At 62.9% G+C, this 23,494-nt stretch carries 18 protein-coding genes and 1 pseudogene; 14 read left to right on the top strand and 5 right to left on the bottom strand.

Going from position 1 to position 23,494, the window contains the following annotated elements; all coding sequences use genetic code 11:
* The gene (locus LB556_RS22475; RefSeq protein ID WP_224569913.1) at window positions 1–2,007 is read left to right on the top strand and encodes an acetyl-CoA carboxylase biotin carboxylase subunit; all 2,007 of its coding nucleotides are present in this window, start codon (window positions 1–3) and stop codon (window positions 2,005–2,007) included.
* A 470-nt stretch (window positions 2,008–2,477) separates the two neighbouring features.
* Here the strand turns inward: LB556_RS22475 and LB556_RS22470 are convergent, their stop codons facing one another.
* Window positions 2,478–3,407, bottom strand: a complete 930-nt coding sequence (locus LB556_RS22470; RefSeq protein WP_224569912.1) for a GNAT family N-acetyltransferase — start codon at window positions 3,405–3,407, stop codon at window positions 2,478–2,480.
* 200 nt (window positions 3,408–3,607) lie between these two features.
* Here LB556_RS22470 and argE point away from each other — a divergent pair, with 200 nt between their 5' ends.
* From argE to LB556_RS22440, 6 genes are all read left to right on the top strand, one after another.
* Window positions 3,608–4,732 (top strand): acetylornithine deacetylase, encoded by a 1,125-nt coding sequence (gene argE / locus LB556_RS22465; RefSeq protein WP_224569911.1) that lies wholly within the window; start codon window positions 3,608–3,610, stop codon window positions 4,730–4,732.
* Window positions 4,733–4,743: 11 nt separating this feature from the next.
* The gene (locus LB556_RS22460) at window positions 4,744–5,667 is read left to right on the top strand and encodes a 2-hydroxyacid dehydrogenase (RefSeq protein WP_224569910.1); all 924 of its coding nucleotides are present in this window, start codon (window positions 4,744–4,746) and stop codon (window positions 5,665–5,667) included.
* Window positions 5,668–5,690: 23 nt separating this feature from the next.
* Window positions 5,691–6,044 (top strand): cupin domain-containing protein, encoded by a 354-nt coding sequence (locus LB556_RS22455; RefSeq protein ID WP_224570018.1) that lies wholly within the window; start codon window positions 5,691–5,693, stop codon window positions 6,042–6,044.
* Between the two features lie 151 nt (window positions 6,045–6,195).
* On the top strand, window positions 6,196–7,659 hold the full coding sequence (locus LB556_RS22450; RefSeq protein ID WP_224569909.1) for an aldehyde dehydrogenase family protein: 1,464 nt from the start codon (window positions 6,196–6,198) through the stop codon (window positions 7,657–7,659).
* Window positions 7,660–7,669: 10 nt separating this feature from the next.
* Window positions 7,670–8,713 (top strand): tartrate dehydrogenase, encoded by a 1,044-nt coding sequence (locus tag LB556_RS22445; protein WP_224569908.1) that lies wholly within the window; start codon window positions 7,670–7,672, stop codon window positions 8,711–8,713.
* A gap of 17 nt (window positions 8,714–8,730) precedes the next feature.
* Window positions 8,731–10,188, top strand: a complete 1,458-nt coding sequence (locus LB556_RS22440) for an NAD-dependent succinate-semialdehyde dehydrogenase (protein WP_224569907.1) — start codon at window positions 8,731–8,733, stop codon at window positions 10,186–10,188.
* Between the two features lie 34 nt (window positions 10,189–10,222).
* On the opposite strand, the gene LB556_RS22435 is transcribed toward LB556_RS22440, so the two are convergent.
* Both LB556_RS22435 and LB556_RS22430 read right to left on the bottom strand, forming a co-directional pair.
* Entirely contained in the window at window positions 10,223–11,497 is a 1,275-nt protein-coding gene (locus tag LB556_RS22435; RefSeq protein WP_224569906.1) for an NAD(P)/FAD-dependent oxidoreductase, read from the bottom strand.
* A 16-nt stretch (window positions 11,498–11,513) separates the two neighbouring features.
* A complete protein-coding gene (locus LB556_RS22430; protein ID WP_224569905.1) occupies window positions 11,514–12,182 on the bottom strand; it encodes a haloacid dehalogenase type II in 669 nt (222 codons plus the stop codon).
* Window positions 12,183–12,501: 319 nt separating this feature from the next.
* On the opposite strand from LB556_RS22430, the gene LB556_RS22425 reads away from it, so the two are divergent.
* The 7 genes from LB556_RS22425 (at window position 12,502) to LB556_RS22390 (ending at window position 20,900) form a co-directional block, all read left to right on the top strand.
* Window positions 12,502–13,341, top strand: coding sequence for a GNAT family N-acetyltransferase (locus LB556_RS22425; RefSeq protein ID WP_224569904.1), 840 nt, complete (start codon window positions 12,502–12,504; stop codon window positions 13,339–13,341).
* A gap of 14 nt (window positions 13,342–13,355) precedes the next feature.
* Window positions 13,356–14,729 (top strand): aspartate aminotransferase family protein, encoded by a 1,374-nt coding sequence (locus tag LB556_RS22420; RefSeq protein WP_224569903.1) that lies wholly within the window; start codon window positions 13,356–13,358, stop codon window positions 14,727–14,729.
* 266 nt (window positions 14,730–14,995) lie between these two features.
* A complete protein-coding gene (locus tag LB556_RS22415; RefSeq protein WP_411908605.1) occupies window positions 14,996–15,688 on the top strand; it encodes an HAD-IA family hydrolase in 693 nt (230 codons plus the stop codon).
* A 64-nt stretch (window positions 15,689–15,752) separates the two neighbouring features.
* Window positions 15,753–17,363, top strand: coding sequence for an ABC transporter substrate-binding protein (locus tag LB556_RS22410; RefSeq protein WP_224569901.1), 1,611 nt, complete (start codon window positions 15,753–15,755; stop codon window positions 17,361–17,363).
* 86 nt (window positions 17,364–17,449) lie between these two features.
* Window positions 17,450–18,400: an ABC transporter permease gene (locus tag LB556_RS22405; RefSeq protein WP_224569900.1), complete on the top strand. Its 951-nt coding sequence runs from the start codon at window positions 17,450–17,452 to the stop codon at window positions 18,398–18,400.
* A gap of 2 nt (window positions 18,401–18,402) precedes the next feature.
* On the top strand, window positions 18,403–19,248 hold the full coding sequence (locus LB556_RS22395; protein WP_263485441.1) for an ABC transporter permease: 846 nt from the start codon (window positions 18,403–18,405) through the stop codon (window positions 19,246–19,248).
* Complete coding sequence (locus LB556_RS22390) at window positions 19,245–20,900, top strand: ABC transporter ATP-binding protein (RefSeq protein ID WP_224569899.1); 1,656 nt, start codon at window positions 19,245–19,247, stop codon at window positions 20,898–20,900. The genes LB556_RS22395 and LB556_RS22390 overlap by 4 nt, the downstream gene beginning before the upstream one ends.
* 75 nt (window positions 20,901–20,975) lie before the next feature.
* Here LB556_RS22390 and LB556_RS22385 read toward each other — a convergent pair.
* Both LB556_RS22385 and LB556_RS22380 read right to left on the bottom strand, forming a co-directional pair.
* Window positions 20,976–21,245: pseudogene (locus LB556_RS22385) on the bottom strand (Lrp/AsnC family transcriptional regulator); the annotation flags it as partial.
* Between the two features lie 117 nt (window positions 21,246–21,362).
* A complete protein-coding gene (locus LB556_RS22380; protein WP_224569898.1) occupies window positions 21,363–23,417 on the bottom strand; it encodes an FAD-dependent oxidoreductase in 2,055 nt (684 codons plus the stop codon).
* Between the last annotated feature and the right edge of the window lie 77 nt (window positions 23,418–23,494).

The raw sequence follows: 23,494 nt of genomic DNA, 5'->3' as shown, positions 1-23,494 counted from the left end.
GTGTTCCAGAAGATCCTGATTGCCAACCGCGGTGAAATTGCATGTCGTATCATTCGAACCGCGCGACAGATGAATATCGCCACTGTGGCGGTCTATTCGGATGCGGATCGGGACGGGTTGCACGTTCAAATGGCGGACGAGGCCGTGCACATCGGCCCGTCACAAGCGGTGCATTCCTATCTGTCGATAGAAAAGATCCTGGCTGCGGCTAAGTTGACGGCCGCTGAAGCGGTCCACCCTGGTTATGGATTTCTGTCGGAGCAAGTGGCGTTCGCCGAAGCTCTTCGCAACGCAGGAATCGTGTTCATCGGTCCAAACCCCAAGGCCATGGCTGCCATGGGGGACAAGATCGTCTCCAAGAAGGTTGCTTCTGCCGCGGGCGTATCCACCGTACCCGGCTATCCCGACGCGATTGACACGCCCGATCAGGCCATAAGCATCGCGCAGTCGATTGGCTACCCTGTGATGATCAAGGCTTCTGCCGGAGGCGGTGGCAAGGGAATGCGGATTGCCCGAAATGACAGCGAAACGCGCGAGGGTTTCCTCCGCTCCCGGTCCGAGGCGGCGTCGTCTTTCGGGGATGATCGGGTTTTCGTCGAGAAATACATTAGCGAGCCGCGGCACATTGAAATTCAGGTTCTCGGCGACAAACATGGCAGCGTGATCTATCTCGGCGAGCGCGAATGTTCCGTCCAGCGCCGGCACCAGAAAGTTCTCGAAGAGGCACCCTCACCCCTGCTTGATGAGCAGACGCGCGAAACAATGGGCAGGCAGGCCGTGGCCTTGGCAAAGGCGGTTGCGTACGACTCGGCAGGCACCGTCGAGTTCGTTGTCGGACAGGACAAGTCATTTTACTTCCTGGAAATGAATACCAGGCTGCAGGTGGAACACCCCGTGACCGAGTTCGTCACCGGAATCGATCTGGTTGAAGAGATGATCCGCGTCGCGGCCGGCGAGCCATTGCGGCTGCAGCAGGAAGACGTTCATCTCAACGGCTGGGCAGTCGAGGCGCGCGTCTACGCGGAAGATCCTGTACAAGGCTTCCTTCCTTCGACCGGGCGTCTTTCCTTGTTTCGCCCTCCGATGGCCACTTGCTCCGATGCGGCCGTGAGAGTCGACACCGGCGTAGAAGAAGGCAGTACAATCTCTGTCTACTACGATCCGATGATCGCAAAGCTCGTGACCCATGCTCCGACAAGACAGGCTGCGATCGATGCCCAGCTCAAGGCGTTGAATGCTTTCTCAATTGAGGGCGTTCAAAACAATCTGTCCTTCCTCTCCTCTCTCATGAAGCTGCCTCGCTGGCTTGAAGGCCGCCTTTCCACATCGCTGATCGCCGAAGAGTTCGGGTCGTCGGCGAATATCGCCGCCCCGCGAGGGACCGATCTGAAAAAGGTGGTGGCCGTCTCCGTTGCCGTCAATTCGCGCCTCGAGCAACTGCGTGATCGCGTCCGAGATACCCGTGGGCACCTTGCGTCTGGCCGGCATCTGGTGCTGATCCTTGAAGGAGATATGCCGCCGGAGCAGATGCATGTGATGGCGGGCATCGAGGGCGACACGATTTCAACACGATTCCCAGACGGTGACACGGTTGAGGTAGAGACAGGCTGGTTGCCCCCGGAGCCGACATTTAGAGGAATGGTGGACGCGAAGGCGATGTGTTGCCAGGTTCGGACCTCCTCCTCGACAATAGTCATTGAACACTCAGGAACTCGCTTAAGCGCTCAGGTGCTTACCCCGCACGCCGCAGCGATGTCGGCCTTCATGCCGAAGCGTCGCCGCCTTGAGGGTGAGGGAATCGTGTTGGCACCCATGCCTGGAGTCATTCGCGAAATTCAGGTTGCTGCCGGTGATAAAGTCGAAGTCGATCAGCCGGTCGCCGTCATGGAAGCGATGAAAATGGAAGTCACGGTCCGCGCGATAATGCCAGGTCGGGTGACCAAAATCTTCGTCAGGCCAGGAGCGAACGTGGGCTCCAACTCACCGCTGATGACTATTGAGGCCTGAGCGTCGGTTCCGGAGCCCACCGTTGCACCAAGGCGAACAATGAGCGACCTTTGGCCTGCAGCCAGCAATGTCCGCTTGTGGGCACGGCAGGGCCTGACGAAGTGACCTAGAAAGACGCAAAGCTGCCATTCTGTAGAAGGTAAATGCGATTGACGAGTGGCTGGACCCGCTCCTTGAATCAACTTTGGCGAACCGCTTCGCAAGCCATTGTTTCATAACGATTATATTAGTCGCTGAGGTGTGGGACTCCTAAAGAAAATCAACGCTTAGGCGATGGTTAGCCAAGCCATATTCTTCGTCTGATCTCGTATGGTCCGGCGAACCAAGGGGCCAGAAAGAGGAGTAGCTTGGCCATGGGTATGGCCGCGGCTACTTTGAGGCCAAGAACGGACTGGCGGGTCCTGGCGCGAGATGTCCCTGCTTGGGCGTTTGATTGCAAGGCTAAAACCGGTCCCAAGTCGAATGCCACCCTATCCGACAGTTTGGCTTGCCAGGGCATAGGTCTTCGGCCTGGTGGAGCCGCCGTCGGAGAAATCCGCGAGACGTTTGCCCAGCGACATGGTCTGCACCGTGTCGAAGACCGGCATCCCGGCATGCGGCAGAAAGGCCGCGAACTCGCCACTGTCCATAGGGGTGTCCACCCGAAGGAAGGATCCGGAATGATCGACGACATGCGGCCGGATGACCGCCACCGCGTCGGCATCGCTTTCGGCTAAGACCGGCCCCACGACGTGGCCGCGGCCAAACGGCCGGCAGAGCGCGAAAGCTGTCAGCTTGTTTCCGTCGAAAAGCCCATAGCCGGCCGAGTGCGCGAAGAGCTTTTCAACGAGTGCCATCCGCCTCACGCCAAAACCCGTCGTGTCGAGTTCGATCGCTGCCGACATGTCGCTGGCGTCCAAAGTTCGGATGTCGCGTCGCGCCTCCGGTCTGACTGTCGTCGGCACGCGGGCGATGCCCTGGCATTGGTAGACGGTCCTCTCCGGCTGGAAGTCGAGCGAAAGATAAAGCCGCCGCGCAGCACGGGTCGCGTTGAGGCGCAGGTCGCGCCCAGGAATCTTCTCGAAGACCCGCTTCATCAGCCATTGCGCCGCCCCTAACGTCTGAAGCCGGGGCGAGGTGATGACCATGCCGACGGTTGCGAAATCGGGGCCGTGCTCGAACCACATTGCAGAACCGAGAACGCGGTCGATCTCATCGAGCGCTACGAAACCGTGCCCCGATTCCCGCAGGAACTGCCAGTCTTCGGCTCGGTGTGGCCATCCCACGGAGAGCGAGTGCGCATGCAATCGGTCGAGTTCGATGCCTTCGATATCGGCGATATGCATCGAGAAAGCATCGATTTTCAAGCTTTCGGACGGCTTCAATTCGTTGCCTCTGAAGGATTGCCTAACAGGTGACATACAACGCCATGCACAGACAACGGTAAACAACCCGACCGATACGATTTGCTCGAATGCCGTGCAGCAACGCTAGATTCGACTGAAACACTTCCGCTTTCGGCACGCAATCGCGAAAGAACGCGCACATCCTCTGCGGCAATTCTGCAGTTATGGCCGGTGGCGTCGACCCCGGCGAACCTGAAAATGCCGTGAGGGCTGGAATGGACGTCTTCGACATCCTCGACCGTCTTGTCGCCTTTCCATCGGTCGCCGGCAAGCCGAACGGCGATATCGCCGGCTGGATCGAAGCCTATCTCGCAAAGCACGGAATGCAGGTTATGCTGCTTCGAGGGCCGGAAGGCGACCGGTCCAATCTGTTCGCGACGGTCGGCCCGGCCGACGTCCCTGGCTATATTCTCTCCGGCCACATGGACGTCGTCCCCGCCAATGAGCCGCAGTGGAGTTCGAGCCCTTTTGCTATGCGCAAGGAGGGCGAACGGCTCTATGGACGCGGCACCACGGACATGAAGGGGTTTCTTGCCGCGGTGCTCGCGGCGGTGCCTACGCTGGCGGCACTGCGCCTTGCCATGCCGATCCATCTCGCCTTCTCCTATGACGAGGAGGTGGGGTGCCGCGGCGTGCCGCATTTGATCGCCCGCCTTCCCGAACTTTGCGCAAAACCGCTCGGCGTCATTGTCGGTGAGCCGAGCGGCATGCACGCCGTGCGCGGGCACAAGGGCAAGGCGGCGGCTCGGGTGACGATCCGGGGCCTCACCGGCCACTCCTCACGGCCCGATCTCGGTCTCAACGCCATCCACGCCATGGCGAACGCGCTGAGCGCAGCCGTGAGCGAAGCCGAGCGGCTGACGCACGGTCCGTTCGACCCCGCTTTCGAGCCGCCCTACTCCTCGCTGCAAGCGGGTGTCGTGGCGGGCGGCCAATCGGTCAACATCATTCCCGACACCTGCACGCTGGACCTGGAGGCGCGCGCCATACCCGGCGTCGACCCGGCCAGCCTGCTCGCGAGCGTCCGGGCGGAGGCCGAGGCCCTTGCAGCCGAAGGCTTTCAGGCCGAGTGGACGCCGATGAGCGCCTATCCGGCGATGTCGCTGCCGCGAGACGCGCCACTTGCGGGACTGCTACACGCTTTGACTGGCGAGGTGCCGCTTGCCGCCGTCAGTTACGGTACGGAGGCCGGGCTTTACCAGGCCGCAGGTTTAGACGCGATCATCTGCGGCCCCGGTGACATCGGCCGCGCCCACAAGCCCGACGAATACATCCTTACGAGCGAACTCGCCGTCTGCCAGCGGTTGATCGAGGCGCTGGGTGCCCGTTGCGCAACGTGAAAAGGGCCGAAATGACGTTCCTGTTCAATTCCGATCCGCGCCGCGGGGCCATCTTCGCCGATGCCTTCGCGAGAGAACTGCCGGACGTCCCCTTCACGATGGATGCCGCAGCGATCGACACCGACGCCGTGCGTTACCTGATTAGTTGGGCCGTGCCGGATAATCTCGACCGCTACAGGAACCTGGAAATCCTGTTTTCGATCGGCGCTGGCGTTGATCAGTTTCACCTCGATGCTGTGCCCGTGAACGTGAAGATCGTGCGCATGGTCGAGGAAGGCATCGTGCGCATGATGCAGGAATATGTGATGCTTGCCGTACTCGCGCTCCACCGCAACCTGCCTGGATACCTGGCGCAGCAGCGCGCCGGTGAATGGGCCGATATCGCGCAGCCACAGGCTGGATCGCGCCGGGTCGGCGTGCTCGGCCTCGGACAGCTTGGCCAAGCAGTCCTCGACCGCCTGAAGCCCTTCGGCTTCCAGCTCGCCGGATGGAGTCGCTCGCCGCGGCAGATCGCGGGCGTGACCTGTCATCATGGTGAGCTCGGCCTGGACGAGATGCTCGCCGTCAGTGACATATTGGTCTGCCTGCTGCCACTGACCGGGGAGACGCGTGGTTTGCTCGATGCCGGCCTGTTTACGAAACTGCCTGAAGGGGCGGCGCTCGTCCACACCGGCCGGGGGCCGCAGCTCGATCACGAAGCGCTCCTCGCCGCGCTCGACAGCGGCCATCTTTCTGCGGCGATGGTAGACGTCACCGATCCCGAGCCGCTGCCGTCGGGCCATCCGTTCTGGTTGCATCCGAAGGTTATCCTGACCCCGCATGTCGCCAGCGTCACCCAGCCCGTGACTGCCGCACAGGCCGTCGTCGAAAACATCCGGCGCTACCGCGCCGGTCTTGACCCCATCGGGCTCGTCGACCGGTCGCGCGGCTATTGAAATTCAACATGAAAGGCCATCCCTTGTCCCTGCTCAAGACCGTCGATACCAATCCAGCCTTTTCACCGCGCGAATCCGGGGCGCTGCCCGAACGGCTGATTACCGGCAACTCGGCCTTCAAGACCTGGGCACTGGACGTGGCCAAGGACGACCTCGTCCACACTGGCGTCTGGGAAGCGACGCCTGGCGAAACGCGCTCGATCAAGGGAGAGACTTTCGAGTTCTGCCACATCCTCTCGGGCGTGATCGAAATCGCGCCCGACGGCGGCAAGCCGGTGATCTACCGCGCCGGCGACAGCTTCGTGATGAAGCCTGGCTTCGCCGGGGTATGGAAAACCATCGAAACGGTGCGCAAGATCTACGTGACGGTGGGGTAGAGAGCGTCCGCGACTGGCGCTGACCCCCGCGGAAGATTTTGCCGTCTGTCATCGCCCGTACACAACAATCATCCGCGACCGATCGCCGAACGGTGCATGCTGCGCTGCCGCCCGCGCTAGGCTCCTGCTGAACAGTCCAGAGTGGTCGCCGATGAGCCTGAGCTTCGACCCGGATACCGTCCCCCTTCCCGTCGGCCATTTCATTGGCGGGGAGCTGATCGCGGCCGAGGGTGCCATCGAGATGCGCCGCTCGTCGGATGGCAAGGCATATGCCGGCTGCCCCGTGGCCGGCGTCGACATGGTCGACCGTGCCGTGGAAAGCGCCAAGGAGGCGCTGAAGGCCAGCAACTGGGGCGGCGTCCGGCCGCGCGAACGGACGAAGGCGCTCCAGGCCTGGGCCGACGTGATCGAGGCGGAAGCCGAAACGCTGGCCAGGATCGAGGCCCTGTGTTCCACCCGGCCTGTCGGCCAGCTCGTTGCCGGCGACATCGCCGTGACCGCCGAGCAGATCCGCTTCTTCGCCGAATTCGCGGACAAGGAAGGCAGTGAGCTGGTGCCAACCGACGACGCCAGTCTCGGCATGATCATGAGCGAGCCCTATGGCGTGGTCGGTGCGATCACGCCATGGAACTTTCCCATCTCCATGGCGGGCTGGAAGCTCGGCCCGGCGCTGGCCGCGGGCAATGCTGTCGTGCTGAAGCCGTCGGAAATGACGCCCTTCTCGGCTGTCACCATGGCGCAGCTCGCCGTAAAAGCTGGTCTGCCGGCCGGGCTCATAAACGTTGTGCTTGGCGACGGCCCGACGACGGGCACGGCACTGACCGGCCATCCCGAGATCGCCAAGGTTAGCTTCACCGGCTCGACCCGCGCCGGATCGGCCATCATGGAGAACGTCGCCCGCACCGGCGTCAAGCCGATGACGCTGGAACTCGGCGGCAAGAGCCCGCAGATTGTCTTTGCCGATGCCGATCTGGACAAGGCGGCGACGGCTATCGCCGGCAGCGTCACCTTCAACGCCGGGCAGGCCTGCGTCGCCGGCACGCGGCTGATCGTCGAGAACAGCGTGACCGACAGGTTGACGGCCGCCATCCTGGAGAGGATGAAGGCGGTGCGGCCAGGCCCGACATGGGACGACGCGACCCAATATTCGCCAATCATCTCAGAGCGGCAGCGGGGGCGTGTCGACAGCATCGTGCGGGCCGCGATCGAGGCCGGCGGCGAATGCCTGACCGGCGGTGGCGTCATGGACAGCCCAGGCTATTTCTACAAGCCGACGCTGATCGCTGATGTCGACCAGGCCAATCCGGCGATCGTCGAGGAAATCTTCGGCCCGGTCCTGACCATCCAGACCTTCGAGACTGAGGAGGAGGCGCTGGCGCTGTCCCGCCATCCAACCTACGGGCTGGCTTCCGGCCTGTTCACCGCCGACCTGTCCCGGACCATCCGCTTCGCACGCAAGCTCGAGGCGGGCACTGTCTGGGTCAACCGCTATAGCCGCTCGCGCGACCATATTCTGCCGACCGGCGGCTACAAGCGCTCCGGCATCGGCAAGGACCTTGGTCGCGAGGCCTATCTCGCCAACCGCAGGACCAAGAGCGTCCTGATCAGCCTCTAGAGAGATGCCGATGAAATCCTATTCGATCGCTATGATCCCCGGTGACGGCATCGGCAGCGATGTGACCGCCGCCGCCTGGACGGTGCTGGAGGCCGCGGCCAAACACGCGGGCTTTGCCTTGACCGCAACCGAGTTCCCCTGGTCCTGCAAATTCTACAAGGATACCGGCCGCATGATGCCGGAAGACGGCATCGAGACCCTACGCGGCTTTGACGCCATCCTTCTCGGCGCCGTCGGCTGGCCGGCGGAGGTGCCGGATTCCGTTTCGCTGCACGGGCTGCTCCTGCCAATCCGCAAGGCGTTCGTGCAATATGCCAACATCCGGCCGCACCGCCTGCTACCGGGTGTGACAGGCCCGCTGCGGGCAGAAGGTTTCGACATTCTGTGCATCCGTGAGAACACCGAAGGGGAATATTCGGGCGCCGGCGGCCGCGTGCATCAAGGCACTGCGGACGAAGTCGCTGTAGAAACCTCGATCTTCACTCGTGCCGGCGTCGAGCGCATCCTGCGCTTCGGCTTCGAGCAGGCGCAGGCACGGCGGGGCAAGCTTGCCTCCGTCACGAAGTCCAATGCGCAGAAATATTCGATGGTGTTCTGGGACGAGATCACGCGAAAGCTGGCAGCGGACTATCCTGATGTCACAGTGACCAGCTATCACGTCGACGCACTCGCCGCGCGCATGATCATGGCACCGGAGAGCCTAGACGTGGTCGTCGCCTCCAATCTGTTCGGCGACATCCTGACCGACATCGGCGCGGCGATCCAGGGCGGGCTCGGCTACGCTGCCTCCGCCAACATCAATCCCGACCGCTCGGCGCCGTCGATGTTCGAGCCGGTACATGGCTCGGCGCCCGACATCGCGCATCAGGGCATCGCCAATCCGATCGCCACCATCTGGTCCGGCGCCATGATGCTCGAACATCTCGGCGAAAGGGCTGCGGCCGACCGCGTTATGCAGGCCGTCGAAGCCACCACTGTCAGAGGCATGGGCACCATTGCCGGCAAGGACCGGACGGACGTCATCACCGCCGCTGTCGTCGCCGCGCTCACCTGATTGCAAGGTCGTTTCCAATGAAAAACCTCAGAGACAAAACCCTCTTCCGCGAAGCCGGCCTGATCGGCGGTAAGTGGGTCGCTGCCGGCTCCGGCAGTACTGTCGACGTCATCGATCCGGCAACCCAGGCGGCGATCGGCTCGGTGCCCGACATGGCCGGTGCGGAGACCCGCGCGGCGATAGAGGCCGCAGTTTCCGCCTACCGGGACTGGAGGAAGAAGACCAACGCCGAACGCGCGGCGCTCCTTGAAACCTGGCATGGCCTGATGCTGGCGCATCTGGACGATCTGGCGCTTATCCTGACGACGGAACAGGGTAAGCCGCTGGACGAGGCCAAAGGTGAGATCCGTTACGGCGCGTCCTTCGTCAAATGGTTCGCGGAGGAGGCACGCCGCATCAACGGGCACACCATCCCCTCGCCCACGTCCGACCGACGCATCATCGTGCTGAAGGAACCGGTCGGCGTTTGCGGAATCATCACGCCGTGGAATTTTCCTAATGCGATGATCACCCGCAAGGTCGCGCCGGCATTGGCCGCCGGCTGCACGGTGGTGATCAAGCCGTCCGAGTTCACGCCCTATTCGGCGCTGGCGCTCGGCGTGCTTGCCGAACGGGCCGGCATCCCCGCTGGCGTCATCAACATCGTCACCGGCATACCGGCCGAGATTGGCAACGAGATCATGGCGAACGAGACGGTTCGCAAGATCTCCTTCACCGGCTCGACGCGGGTCGGTTCGCTGCTGATGCGAGGCGCGGCCGACAGCGTGAAGCGGCTCAGCCTCGAACTCGGCGGCAACGCCCCTTTCATCGTCTTCGACGACGCCGACCTCGATCTTGCCGTCGAGGGCGCGCTGGTCTCGAAGTTCAGAAACGGCGGCCAGACCTGCGTTTGCGCCAACCGCATCCTCGTTCAGGCTGGTGTCTACGACGCCTTCGCTGCCAAGCTATCCGCTCGCGTCAACGCCATGACGGTGGGACCGGGCAAACAGCCCGGCGTCGCCATCGGGCCGATGATCAACATGGCGGCGGTCGAGAAGATCAACCGCCACGTCGAGGACGCGCTTGGCAAAGGTGCTGCGATCATCACAGCGAGGCCGGCGCTGCCCGAGGGTCCGCAATATGTCGCGCCGCTGGTGCTGACCGGCGCCACAAAAGAGATGCTGCTTGCCGGTGAGGAAACGTTCGGCCCGGTCGCGCCGCTTTTCCGGTTCGAGACGGAAGAGGAAGCAATCGCCTTGGCCAACGGCACGCCCTACGGGCTTGCCTCCTACTTCTACACCGAAAATTTGAAACGCGCCTGGCGCGTCGGCGAGGCGCTGGAGTTCGGCATGGTGGGCTTGAACACCGGCTCGGTCTCGATCGAGGTAGCCCCCTTCGGCGGCGTCAAGCTGTCCGGCCTCGGCCGAGAGGGCGCGCAGGCCGGCATCGAGGAATATCTCGAGATGAAGAGCTTTCACATCGGCGGGCTCAACTGAGGCAATTTGGCTGAAACCCTACCCGGATCGGCGATCACTGAATCCGATCGAGCGCCTTGTAGTAGAGGCCGACCATCGGCAGGAACCAGGGCTTGCCGGAATAGCCGGGAATGGAGGGCCATTCCAGCCCCTTCAGCGGATTGCGGTCCTCGCGGCCGAGCATGGCATCGGCCAGGATCATGCCGAGATGGCTGGAAAGCTGCGCGCCGTGGCCGGAATAGCCCATCGCGAACCAGACACCGTCATGGTAACCGGCGCGGGGGAAGCGATCCTTGGTCATGTCGACCAGCCCGCCCCAGCAATAGTCGATCTCGACCTTGGCGAGCTGCGGAAAGATCGCCGCGAGGCCTGCCCGCAAGATCTCTCCGCTCCTGGCGTCGGAGCGCTGGTCCGATGTCGCCGAAAAGCGTGCGCGGCCGCCGAAGATCAGGCGCCTGTCGGGCGAGAGCCGGAAGTAGTTGCCGATGTTCATCGAGGTCACGCATGTCCGGTTGCCGGGCATGGTGGCAGTGATCTCGGCGTCGCTCAACGGCCGCGTGGCGATGATGAAGCTGCCGACGGAGATGATCCTGCGGCGGAAGTAGTCGAAGTCAGGCGTGGTGTATGCGCCGGTCGCCATCAGCACGTTGTCGGCACTGATGCGGCCGCGCGAAGTGGTCAGTTCATGCCTGCTGCCGGCCTGCTTGCGGTCGGTGACTGCCGTGTTCTCATGGATCACGGCGCCGTGGCGGACGGCTGCAGTGGCGAGACCCGCCACATAGCGGCCCATATGCATCATGGCGCTCTTCTTCGACAGCATCGCGCCGTGGAATGGCGAGCCGATCTCGGATTTGAGATCGGCCGCCGACAGCAGCGCCGTGTCCGGATCCACCTCGGCATGGAGGGCTTCGAAGTTGCGGGCGATCACATCAAAGTGCTGCGGCTTGGAAGCAAGCTTCAGCTTGCCGGCACGGCGGAAATCGCAGTCGATGCCTTCCTCGGTGACCAGCGCCTCGATTGTATCGACGGAGTCGTCGAGCGCCCGGTAGAGCGCGATTGCGCGGTCCTTGCCGAGCTCCGCCTTGGCGGAGAGGTAGCTGTGGGCGAGGCCGTTGTTGAGGTGTCCGCCATTGCGGCCGGATGCGCCCCAGCCCACGCACTGGGCCTCCAGCACCACCACCTTGGCGCCGGCCTTCGCCAGTTGGCGCGCGGCGGCGAGACCGGTGAAGCCGCCGCCTATGATAGCGGCATCGTAGTGCCCCTCGACTGGGCCTTGCGCCCCGCCGGAAAAGACAGGGGCCGTGTCGTGCCAGTAGGAGACGAACTTCATCGGCAATCCGCCTGTTTCAGAGCCCAACGACGCCTGGAAGACCCGAAAGGTCCGATATCTCGACATAGCCGTAATACGGGTTGGCCGGTTCGTGACCGCGATTGACCCATACCTTGTTCTTGATGCCGAGATCGTGCGCCGACATCAGGTCGTAGCGGAACGAAGACGAGCAGTGAAGAACATCCTCCGGGCCGCAACCCAACCTGTCGAACATGTATTCGAACGCCTTGAAACGGGGCTTGTAGGCCTGCGCCTGCTCAGCCGTGTAGACGGCATGGAACGGCGCACCAAGCTTTTCGACATTGGACATGATCTGTGCGTTCATCGCGTTGGACAGGATGACCAGCGGAATTTCCTTGGCGACCTTCGCCAGGCCGGCCGGAACATCGGCGTGCGGCCCCCAGGTGGGGACACGCTCGTAGACCATCCCAGCATCTTCGGCGCTGAAGGCGATGCCGTTGCGCTTGCAGGAGCGCTCGAGCGCATTGTGGATGACGTCGGCATAGGGCTTCCAGTCGCCCATGATCTCGTCGAGCCGATACGCCGCGAAATTCTTGATGAACTCCTGCATGCGCGGCCCGTCGAGCCGACGGCCGTAGAGATCGCGCGCCGCTTCCGCCATCTGGAAAAAGGTCAACGTGCCGTAGCAGTCGAAAGTGATGTATTTGGGCCTGAAGGAAGCCATGTCCGTCGATCTCCGGTGGAAGCACATCCGCACTGGGATGTATTTCATCATAGAGCGGCAGGCGGCGACCCACCTGACCGAAATAGGCCTTCCGAAAGCAGAAAGTTGCGTATCCGCCATCCGGTTTGGCACGCTGTAGCATCTGGCCTGCCCATTGCGGCGCCGCGCGCGACGTGAGGCGCTCCCGCCGCGGACGACGCCAGCACAAGATGCGGCGCACCGCTCGTGCTACGGCGAAAGATACTGTCGAAGCCAAAGCCTTCAGATGATCTGCGGCGCACCGATGGCCGAAACTTGTCGTCAGACGGAAGGATGCCTCATGCCGCAGGGCGACATCGAACTCCAGGCCTTCGGGCCCGACCACATCGAGGGTGCCGTGGTGCTTTCCCGCCAGGAGAATTGGCCACATCGCCCGCAGGACTGGCAGATGGCACTGCAGCTTTCGAACGGCGCGGTCGCGCTCGACGATCAGGGCCGCGTCACCGGAACAATCCTGGTCACGCCCTACGGCGCGGATTGCGCCATGATCAACATGGTGATCGTCGACAGGAACGCGCGCGGCAAGGGGCTTGGGCGCCGGCTTATGGATCAGGCCTTCGCCTTGGCCGGGGACCGTCCGCTGCGGCTCGTCGCGACGGCGGACGGCATGCCTCTCTATGAGAAATTGGGGTTCGTGCCCTCCGGCACCGTTCTGCAGCATCAAGGCAAAGTTACGGAGCTTGGCGAACCCGATGGCGTAGAGGCCGCAAGCATCGGCGATCTGCCTGAAATCAAGGTTCTGGACCGCGACGCCTATGGCGCCGACCGTGAAGCTCTGCTCAATGCGCTGGCTGAGCGCGGCCAGTTCGCCGTCATCCGCCGCAACGGTGCCATTGAAGCCTATGCCGCGATCCGGCCGTTCGGACGCGGCGAGGTGATTGGCCCGGTGATCGCGGGAAGCAGCGACGATGCGAAGGCCCTGATCGGCTTCTTCGCCGCCCCGCGCACCGGCGCCTTCCTGCGCGTGGACACCGACAGCAGGGCCGGCATCGCCGGCTGGTTGACGGAAATCGGTCTCGCCCATGTCGGCGGCGGTGTGACCATGGTCCGTCCGCAAAAGGAAAGTGCCGAACAGGCAAGACGAAAAGTTTACGCCCTCGCCAACCAGGCGCTCGGCTAGTCCGGAGGACAACAATGCTCGCCAATTCCCTGATCGAACTCGATCGCGCCCATCTCATCCACCCGGTCGCCTCATACCGAGGCCATGAGGCGCACGGCGTGCGCGTGTTGAAATCGGCGATGGGCGCGACCGTGACCGATGCATCCGGCCGGCAACTTCTCGACGGTTTCGCGGGGCTATGGTGTGTCAATGCCGGCTACGGCCATGACAGCATCGTCGAGGCAGCGGCCAGGCAGATGCGCGAGCTTCCCTACGCCACCGCCTATTTTGACCTCGGCTCGGAGCCGGCCATCCGCCTCGCCTCGGAGCTGGCCGAGCGCGCGCCAGGCGACCTCAACCACGTCTTTTTCACGCTTGGCGGGTCGGACGCGGTCGACAGCACGATCCGTTTCGTCCGCTACTACTGGAATGCCAGAGGCGAGCCCAAACGCGATCAGTTCATTTCCATCGAGCAGGGCTATCACGGCTCGTCGGTGGTCGGCGCTGGCCTGACCGCCCTACCCGCCTTTCACGCCGGTTTCGGCATCCCCTTCGAATGGCAGCACAAGATCCCCTCCCCCTATCCCTACCGCAACCCGGTCGGCGAGGACGGCAACGCGATCATCGCCGCATCGCTCGCCGCGCTGAAGGCCAAGATCGAGGAGATTAGGCCGGAGCGGGTCGCCGCCTTCTATGCCGAGCCGATCCAGGGCTCGGGTGGCGTGATCGTTCCACCGAAAGGCTGGATCAAGGCGATGCGCGAACTCTGCCGGGAGTACGGCATCCTGTTCATCGCCGATGAGGTGATCACCGGTTTCGGCCGCACGGGGCCTTTGTTCGCCTGTACCGACGAGGACATCGTTCCCGATTTTATGACGACCGCGAAAGGCCTGACCTCGGGCTATGTTCCCATGGGCGCCGTGTTCATGGCCGATCATGTCTACGATGTCATCGCCGATGGCGCGGGTGCCTCGGCGGTCGGCCACGGCTATACCTATTCCGCCCATCCCGTCAGCGCTGCCGTCGCGCTCGAAGTGCTAAAGCTTTACGAAGACGGCCTTCTGGAGAATGGCATCAAGGCCGGCGCACGCCTGATGGCGGGCTTGCAAAGCCTGAGGGGTCATCCGCTGGTCGGCGACGTGCGCGGCCGAGGCATGCTTGCCGCGATCGAACTGGTGGTCGACAAGGACAAGAAGACGCCGCTTCCGGCATCGGCAATGCCGGCGCGGCGGGTCTTCGACAGGGCCTGGGACAACGGCCTGATCATCCGTGCCTTCGCGCATGGGGTTATCGGCTACGCACCGCCGCTCTGTTGCACCGATGCCGACATCGACGCGGTCATCGAGCGCACGCGCCGCACCCTCGACCAGACGCTGGACGATCCCGACGTCCGCCAGGCCCTGGCATGATGGCGGCGAAACATGTCGTGTCTCGAAATATCGCCGGGGCAGATGATTTCGCAATTTTGTGCCGCCCCCACACGCCTTTTCGGCGAATCCAGCGCGGGGGAAGTGCCAGACTGCTCAGAAGACAAGGCCAGAGGCCCGGATTTCCCGGCCTTCGGGAAGGGCCGACGCCCCGGACAGCACGGAATTTTGTTCTGTTCAACACGTGCAATTCGGCCGCGTGCAGAGGAGACCCAGTCTTGGCCAGGGGCTTTAGCGAATTCAAATACATGACCTTCGATGTGGTCGGAACGCTGATCGACTTCGAGAGCGGGATCACGACCTGCCTGGCGGGTATTGCCGCCGAGGCCGGCGTCTCGATCGATGGCGAGCAGGCGCTGGCCCTTTACCGGCAGGCCCGCTACATGCCCGATGCGGGCCTGTTTCCCGACGATCTCGCGCGTGTCTACATGGTCATCGCGCCACGGCTCGGCCTGCCGGCCGAGGAGAGACACGGCATGCGGCTGCGCGACTCCGCCAGCGTCTGGCACGGCTTTCCTGACAGCGCGGCAGCATTGGCGGAGCTTGCGAAGTCGCACAGATTGATCGCCATGACCAATGCCCGGCGCTGGGCGCTCGATCATTTCGAGAAGCAGCTCGGCTCGCCCTTCTTCGCAACCTTTACGGCCGACGATACAGGCACGGAAAAACCAGATCCGGCGTTTTTCCAGAAGGTCTTCGATTTCGTGGCCTCGAGGGGCGACAGCAAGGATGACATCCTGCACGTCGCGCAAAGCCAGTATCACGATATCGGCATATCCCGGGCGCTTGGCTTGACCAACTGCTGGATCGAGCGCCGGCATGCCCAGACAGGCTACGGTGGCACGATCGAGCCCGAGCGCTTCACCGCGCCGGACTACCACTTCACGTCAATGGCGGCGCTTGCCGCCGCGGTGCGGGAAAGCCTGAAGCAACGAACCTGAGCCCAAGCCCGGAAAGCCGCAGCAAGACGAGCAACCCGGAAACACAACCAGAAAGGGGAATGATATGACCGACAAGATCACCAACTGGACCAGCGCAGACGATGCCATGGTCGAAAATGCCATTCGGCGCGGCGCAAGCCGCCGCGAACTCCTCAAGATGCTGCTGGCCGGCGGTGCCGCGATAGCCGCGGGCGGCGTGGTGCTCGGCCGTGCCAGCAATGCCGTCGCCGCCACGCCGGTTTCCGGCGGGAGTTTCAAGGCCGCCGGCTGGTCGTCCTCGACCGCCGACACGCTCGATCCGGCAAAGGCGTCGCTGTCGACCGACTATGTCCGCTGCTGCTCGCTCTACAACCGCCTGACTTTCCTCGACAAGGATGGTGTCACGCAGATGGAGCTGGCTGAAAGCTTCGACAGCAAGGACGCCAAGACCTGGACCGTAAAGCTGCGCAAGGGCGTCACCTTTCACGACGGCAAGGACCTCACGGCCGACGACGTCGTCTTCTCGATGAAGCGTCATCTCGATCCGGCGGTCGGCTCCAAGGTCGCCAAGATCGCGGCGCAGATGACTGGTTTCAAGGCGGTCGACAAGTCGACCGTCGAAATCACGCTCGCCGATCCGAATGCCGACCTCCCGACCATCCTGGCGCTGCATCACTTCATGATCGTTGCGGATGGCACCACCGACTTCTCCAAGGGCAATGGCACCGGTGCCTTCGTGCTGCAAACGTTCGAACCGGGCGTACGGTCGGTCGTCACCAAGAACAAGAACTACTGGAAATCCGGCAAACCCTACCTGGATTCGTTCGAATTCATCGCCATCAGCGACGACAGCGCCCGCGTGAACGCCCTGCTTTCGGGCGACATCAATTTCGCCGCCTCGATCAATCCGCGCGCGATGAAGCTCATCGGCGGCCAGCAGGGCTTCGAGCTGTCGAAGACCACCTCGGGCAACTACACCGACCTCAACATCCGACTCGACATGAATCCGGGCAATAAGGCCGACTTCGTGACCGGCATGAAATACCTGGTCAACCGCGAGCAGATCGTCAAATCGGCATTGCGCGGCCTTGGCGAAATCGGCAACGACCAGCCCGTCTCGCCGGCGAACATCTTCCACAATGGCGACCTCAAGCCGAAGGCTTTCGATCCGGACAAGGCGAAGTTCCACTTCCAGAAATCGGGCCTGCTTGGCCAGTCTATCCCCGTGGTCGCCTCCGATGCCGCGACCTCGTCGATCGACATGGCGGTGATCATCCAGGCCGCCGGTGCCGATATCGGCATGAAGCTCGATGTTCAGCGCGTCCCGTCCGACGGCTACTGGGACAATTACTGGCTCAAGGCGCCGGTTCATTTCGGCAATATCAATCCGCGCCCGACGCCCGACATCCTGTTCTCGCTCCTCTACGCCTCCAGCGCACCCTGGAACGAAAGCCAGTACAAGTCCGAGAAGTTCGACAAGCTGCTCGTCGAGGCACGCGGCTCGCTCGACCAGGCCAAGCGCAAGGAAATCTACGGCCAGATGCAGACCATGGTCTCCGATGAGGCCGGCACGATCATCCCGGCCTACATTTCCAACGTGGATGCCCTCTCCAACAAGGTGAAGGGTTTGGAGGCTAACCCGCTCGGTGGCATGATGGGCTACGCAATGGCGGAATATCTCTGGCTGGAAGCCTGATAGACGCCTGCCAGGGACCCTACAGCCGGTCCCTGGCAGCTATTGCGCAACACGGCTTGGCCGAACGCAACCGCAGGAGCGCTTCCATGACATCTGGGGTTTTAAACCTCGTGCTGAAGCGGCTGGCAATCGCGGTCGTTACACTTCTGATCGTCCTGTTCGCCGTTTTTTTCGCCACCAGCATGCTGCCCGGCGACACCGCGTCGATCCTGCTCGGCCAAGCGGCTACACCCGAAGCCGTCGCCGGCCTGCGCGAGGCCATGCATCTCAACGATCCGGCAATCCTGCGCTTCCTGCGCTGGCTTCTCGGCCTGCTCCACGGCAATCTCGGCACTTCCTATGCCAACCAGATGCCGGTCGCCGCGCTGATCGGCGGGCGCTTCGTCAACACCATGGAGCTCGCTGGCATCACCACGCTGCTTTCGGTACCCCTGGCGCTGACGCTCGGCGTCACCGCCGCGATGCTGCGCGGCTCCCTCTACGACCGCACCGTCACCATTCTTGCGATCGGCGTCATCTCTGTGCCGGAATTCATGGTCGCGACACTCGCGGTCCTGCTTTTCGCTGTTTATCTCAAATGGCTGCCGGCACTGTCCTCGGTCAATGAGGCGCATACGCTGACCGACCTCGTGCGCATCTATGCCATGCCGGTGATCACGCTGACCTTCGTCATCTCGGCTCAGATGATCCGCATGACCCGCGCCGCGGTGGTCGAAACGCTCTCCACGCCTTATGTCGAGATGGCGCTGCTCAAAGGCGCCTCACGCAGCCGCATGGTGCTCAAGCACGCACTTCCCAATGCGCTCGGGCCGATCGTCAACGCGGTTGCGCTGTCGCTGTCCTATCTGGTCGGCGGCGTCATTATCGTGGAGACAATCTTCAATTATCCGGGCATCGCCAAGCTGATGGTCGATGCGGTCGCGACCCGCGACCTTCCGTTGATCCAGAGCTGCGCAATGATCTTCTGCCTCGGCTATCTTTTGCTTATTACGATCGCCGACATCATCGCCATCATGTCCAACCCGAGGCTCAGGTGACGATGGCGCGCGTGGCAGCTCCCCGACGGCCCTTCCTTGGCCACAGCTACAATCTCGTGGGCGTCGTGGCCTCGCTGGTCATCCTGGGGTGGATGCTCATCGCCATCTTCGCGCCCACCATCATCCCCCATTCGATCGGCGACATCGTCGACGACGATTATTTCGGCCCGATGCGTCAGGGCCTATGGCTCGGGTCTGACTATCTGGGGCGCGACATGCTATCGCGGGTACTGATGGGTGCGCGCTACACCGTCGGCATATCGCTCGCCGCCGTCTGTATCGCCTGCTTTTCTGGAGTCGTGCTGGGGATGATCGCGGCCGTCACCGGCGGCTGGCTCGACATCTGTCTCAGCCGCTTCCTCGACGCCATGAACTCCATTCCCAGCAAACTGTTCGGCCTTGTGGTCGTTGCCGCGGTCGGCTCGTCCATCCCGGCGCTGATCCTGACGCTCGCCGTCATCTACATACCGGGCGCCTACCGCTTCGCGCGGGCGCTCGCCGTCAACATCAACACCATGGACTTCATGACAGTCGCTCGCGTCCGCGGCGAAAGCACCGCCTATCTCATCGGGTCAGAAATCCTGCCCAACATCATCCGCCCGGTGCTGGCCGACTTCGGCCTGCGCTTCGTCTTCATCGTGCTCTTGCTCTCCGGCCTGTCCTTCCTCGGGCTCGGCCTGCAGCCGCCGCTCGCCGACTGGGGCGCGCTGGTGCGCGAGAACATAGGCGGCCTCCCCTTCGCGGCTCCCGCTGTCATCGTTCCCTCGCTGGCGATCGCCAGCCTCACCATCAGCGTCAACCTGCTGATCGACAACCTGCCGCAGAAAATCAGGGACAGGGACGCATGACCAATCTCGTCGAGGTCAGGAACCTGAGGATCGAGGCGACCACCGACGCCGGTCGTGTTGTCGAAATCATCAAGGGCGTCAACCTCGACATCGCCGACGGCGAGATCGTCGCCCTGATCGGCGAGAGCGGCTCCGGCAAGACGACGATCGCGCTCTCGCTGCTGGGCTATGCGCGGCCTGGCTGCCGGATCACCGGCGGCGAGATCAATGTGAACGGCAAGAACATGGCCGCACTTACCGAGAAGCAGCGCGCCAAATTGCGTGGGACCGACATTGCCTATGTTCCGCAAAGTGCCGCCGCCTCCTTCAACCCTTCGTCCACCATCATAGAGCAGGTGATCGAGGTTACGCGCATCCACAGGCTGATGCCGCCCGAGCAGGCGCGAAAGCGCGCGGTCCAGCTGTTCCAGGCCTTGTCGCTGCCGGACCCGGAAGGGATCGGCGCCCGCTATCCGCACCAAGTTTCAGGCGGGCAGTTGCAGCGGCTGTCGGCGGCGATGGCGCTGATCGGCGATCCCAAACTGATGATCTTCGACGAGCCGACGACGGCCCTCGACGTGACGACGCAGATCGACGTGCTGAAAGCATTCAAGTCGGTCATGCGGGCCGGCGGGATAGCGGGTGTCTATGTTTCCCACGACCTCGCGGTCGTCGCCCAGATCGCCGATCGCATCGTGGTGCTGAAGGGCGGCGAAGTGCAGGAAGCCGGCACCACGGCTCAGATCCTTTCGGCTGCCCAGCACCCCTACACGCGCGAACTTCTCGCTGCCTTCGAGCCGAAACCGCGGCAAGCACATGCGGACGCGGATGCCGGCACGAAGCCGTTGCTGCGTATCGACAATGTGACCGCCGGCTATGGTTCGGTGCGGGCCGACGGACTACCGCTTATCCGCGCTGTCAATTCCGTCAGCCTGGTCGTCGAGAAGGGGCGCAATCTAGGCGTCATCGGCGAATCCGGCTGCGGAAAATCGACGCTGGCGCGCGTCATCGCCGGCATCCATCCGGCAGCGGCCGGCGACATCGTCTTCGACGGCAGGCAACTGGAGCGCGCTGCGGGCAAACGCAGCCAGGACCAACTGCGCGAGATGCAGATCGTGTTCCAGTATGCCGATACCGCCCTCAATCCGGCCAAGCCTGTGGAGGACATCATCTCCCGGCCGCTGGCCTTCTATCACGGGCTCGACCGGCAGACGCGCTCGAAGCGCGTCGACGAACTGCTCGACATGGTTCAACTGCCCAGGACGCTGCGCTACCGTCGCCCGTCGGAGCTCTCGGGAGGCCAGAAGCAGCGCGTGAACTTCGCGCGTGCTCTGGCCGCCGGCCCCAAGCTCATCATCTGCGACGAAATCACCTCGGCGCTCGACACGGTGGTGGCGGCCGCCGTGATCGAACTGCTCAAGGAGTTGCAGCGCGAGTTGGGCCTTTCCTACATTTTCATCAGCCACGACCTCTCCGTCGTCGAAGCGATCTGCGACGAGATCATGGTCATGTACAATGGCGAGCGGGTGGAGCAGATCACGCCGGACAGACTGAAGGCGCCCACCCACCCCTATTCGAAGCTTCTGTTCTCCTCCGTGCCGAAGCTCGATCCGACGTGGCTCGATGGCCTCGTCCGCGAGCCCGAGCTGGTCAGCCAGTACGGCCATCGCTGATGCATGTCGCCAGAAGTGTGCAGCGGGTTGGGGGCAACGACATGCATCAAGGCAAAGACTGTAGACGGCCGAGCCTCACCTTGGAAACAGGCTGGGCAACGGCATATGCGCCTTGACGATGGGAGATTTCAGCACAACGAAGCTGAAACACTTGTCGATGCCGATATTTATGTCGGTGAGCCACTCCACGAAGTCTGATAGTCGGCAATCCCACCCGTGACGATTTCAAGAGATAGTGGTAGCGGGCCGAAGCGCGGTGCCATTCGACGGCCGCGTCAACTTTATCGAGGCGGCAAGGAAACGCGCGAAGTCGATCTGACGATGGTTCTTTAGCGTGATTTCGGTGATGCGGCCGTTCCTCTGCTCGTGCAGAATCCTGATGTCAATCCGATCGGTTTCATGGGCTATCTAACGTGCTTCCTGTGAGGGCGAAACGCCTGCCACAGCCGGATTTCACCCTGTCTACAATTGTGAGCAGAGCCGGTAGGCCTCATAGATCGACGAGTAGATGTCCCTGCTGGCAACGGCGTCTCCTATGCGGTGTAAGACGAACGATCCGGCAGGTTGGGAACCATTGTCGCCGTCCGCTTCCGTTCCCGCCATCAGTGCTATATCGGTGACTCCGTTGTTGACGGAGCGCGCGCGCAATTCCTGGTAGGTATCCTCTATGGGCACCGTGCCGCGCTCGACAATAAGTTGGGCGGCGGCCATTTCCGTTTCCGCACCGGTGAGTTCATGCCGGAACGTGGCGGCGATCCCGTTGCCCTGGCGCGCGGCCTTGACCAGGCGCACATCGCTGACGACGCGAATGCCGCGTTCCGAGGCGCGTTTGCGGAAACTCACCCGGTCCGGATAGGGCGTCTCGATCGCCAGAGTGTCGTCCGCCGTGGCCAGGCTGACCACGCGCCCCGGACGTGCAAGATGGAGGGCGCAGGAAACTGCCGCCTGGCGTCCAGTCTCATCGTAGATGAGCACGTCGTCCTTCGCCGGCACGACCCCGGTCAAGACGTCCCAGACGCTGTCGCAATGCTCAGCGCCCTCCAGCCGTTCCATATCCGGAATGCCACCGGTGGCGATGATGACTGCATCCGGTTTTGCGGCAAGGACGATTTCTGCGTCCGCATAGGTGTTGAGACGGACTTCCACGCCCAGGCGAGCGAGTTCATCGGTACGCCAGTCGACTATGCCGATGAGATCCTTGCGATGGGACGCCGAGGCCGCCACGAGCACCTGCCCACCAAGTCGCGCCCCGGCTTCGAGCAGGCTCACTCTGTGGCCACGCTCGGCGGCGATCCTTGCCGCTTCCAACCCGCCCGGACCGCCGCCGACCACGACCACACGTTTCAGCGTTTCAGCCCGCACGATGGTATGGCTGATGATCGTTTCATGGCCGCTGGCCGGGTTGTGGATACATTGCACCTTCTTGTACAGGCAGTAGGACGCGCCCACACATGGGCGAATGCGTTCTTCTTCGCCGCGCATCACCTTGTTGACGATATGGGGGTCGGCAATATGCGCCCGGGTCATACCGACCAGGTCGACAAGGTTCTCGCGCACAGCATGCCGCGCAGTCGCTATGTCCCGGATGCCCGCGGCGTGGATCACGGGCAGCCTGGTTTCGCGTTTGAACTGCCCGACCAACGGCAGAAACGGCGCGCTCTGGCTGAACATGCCTGGCATGTTGTGCTCAGCCAGCGACAGGTCGGTGTCCATGCGGCCAAAGATACAGTTGAAAAAGTCGAGATGACCTTCCCGCTCGAACAGCCTGGCGAAGGCAAGGCATTCCTCGAAATCCGACCCGTCCTCGACCGCCTCGTCGATCACGAAACGGATGCCTACGGCGAAATCGTCGCCCACCGCACGGCGGATCGCCTCGTGAACCATCAGGCCGAAGCGCGCGCGGTTTTCCAGTGAACCGCCGAAGCCATCCGTGCGTCTGTTGGTTCTGAGCGAGAGGAATTGCCCGATCAGATGCCCACCGGTGACGGTTTCGACACCATCCAGATCGCCGTCCAGGCAGCGCCTGGCAGCACTGGCGTAGTCCTTGATGATCCGGTCGATGTCCGCGGTGTCCATCTCCTTCGGAAAATTCCGGTTTCGCGTCTCGCGAACGCGTGACGGCGCCACGGGCGGCAGCCAGTTCCCGGCATAGGCGGTGGCACGCCGGCCAAGGTGTGAGACCTGACACATGACGGCAGCGCCGTGGCGATGCACTCGCTGCGACAGCGACTGGAGATGAGGCACGATGCGGTCGGTCGAGAGGTTCAACTGACCCCCGCCCCAACTCGAGTCGGGCGAGGTCATGGCCGAGCCGCCCACCATGGTCATCGCCAGGCCGCCATGCGCTTTCTCCTCATGGTAGCGCTGGTAGCGCTCGAGCGGCAGGCCGCCATCGTCCAGCATCGAGGCATGGCTGGTGCTCACAACACGGTTGCGCAGCGTCAGACCCTTCAGCCGAAACGGCTGAAGCAGAGGATCGCTGGATGTGCTGCCCGCTTGAGATCCCGCCAGCTTCACGTTCTGCTCCGCCCATTCATGAGGGTTATAGTTCGTCATTTGCGGAGTTGGAGAAAGCTTGAAAATTGTTGGGGCGG

This window comes from Mesorhizobium sp. ES1-4 (assembly GCF_020164745.1).
In the GTDB taxonomy this organism is placed as follows: domain Bacteria; phylum Pseudomonadota; class Alphaproteobacteria; order Rhizobiales; family Rhizobiaceae; genus Mesorhizobium.
The sequence above is the reverse complement of the archived record's forward strand: the minus strand, read 5'-3'. Positions and strand labels throughout refer to the sequence as shown.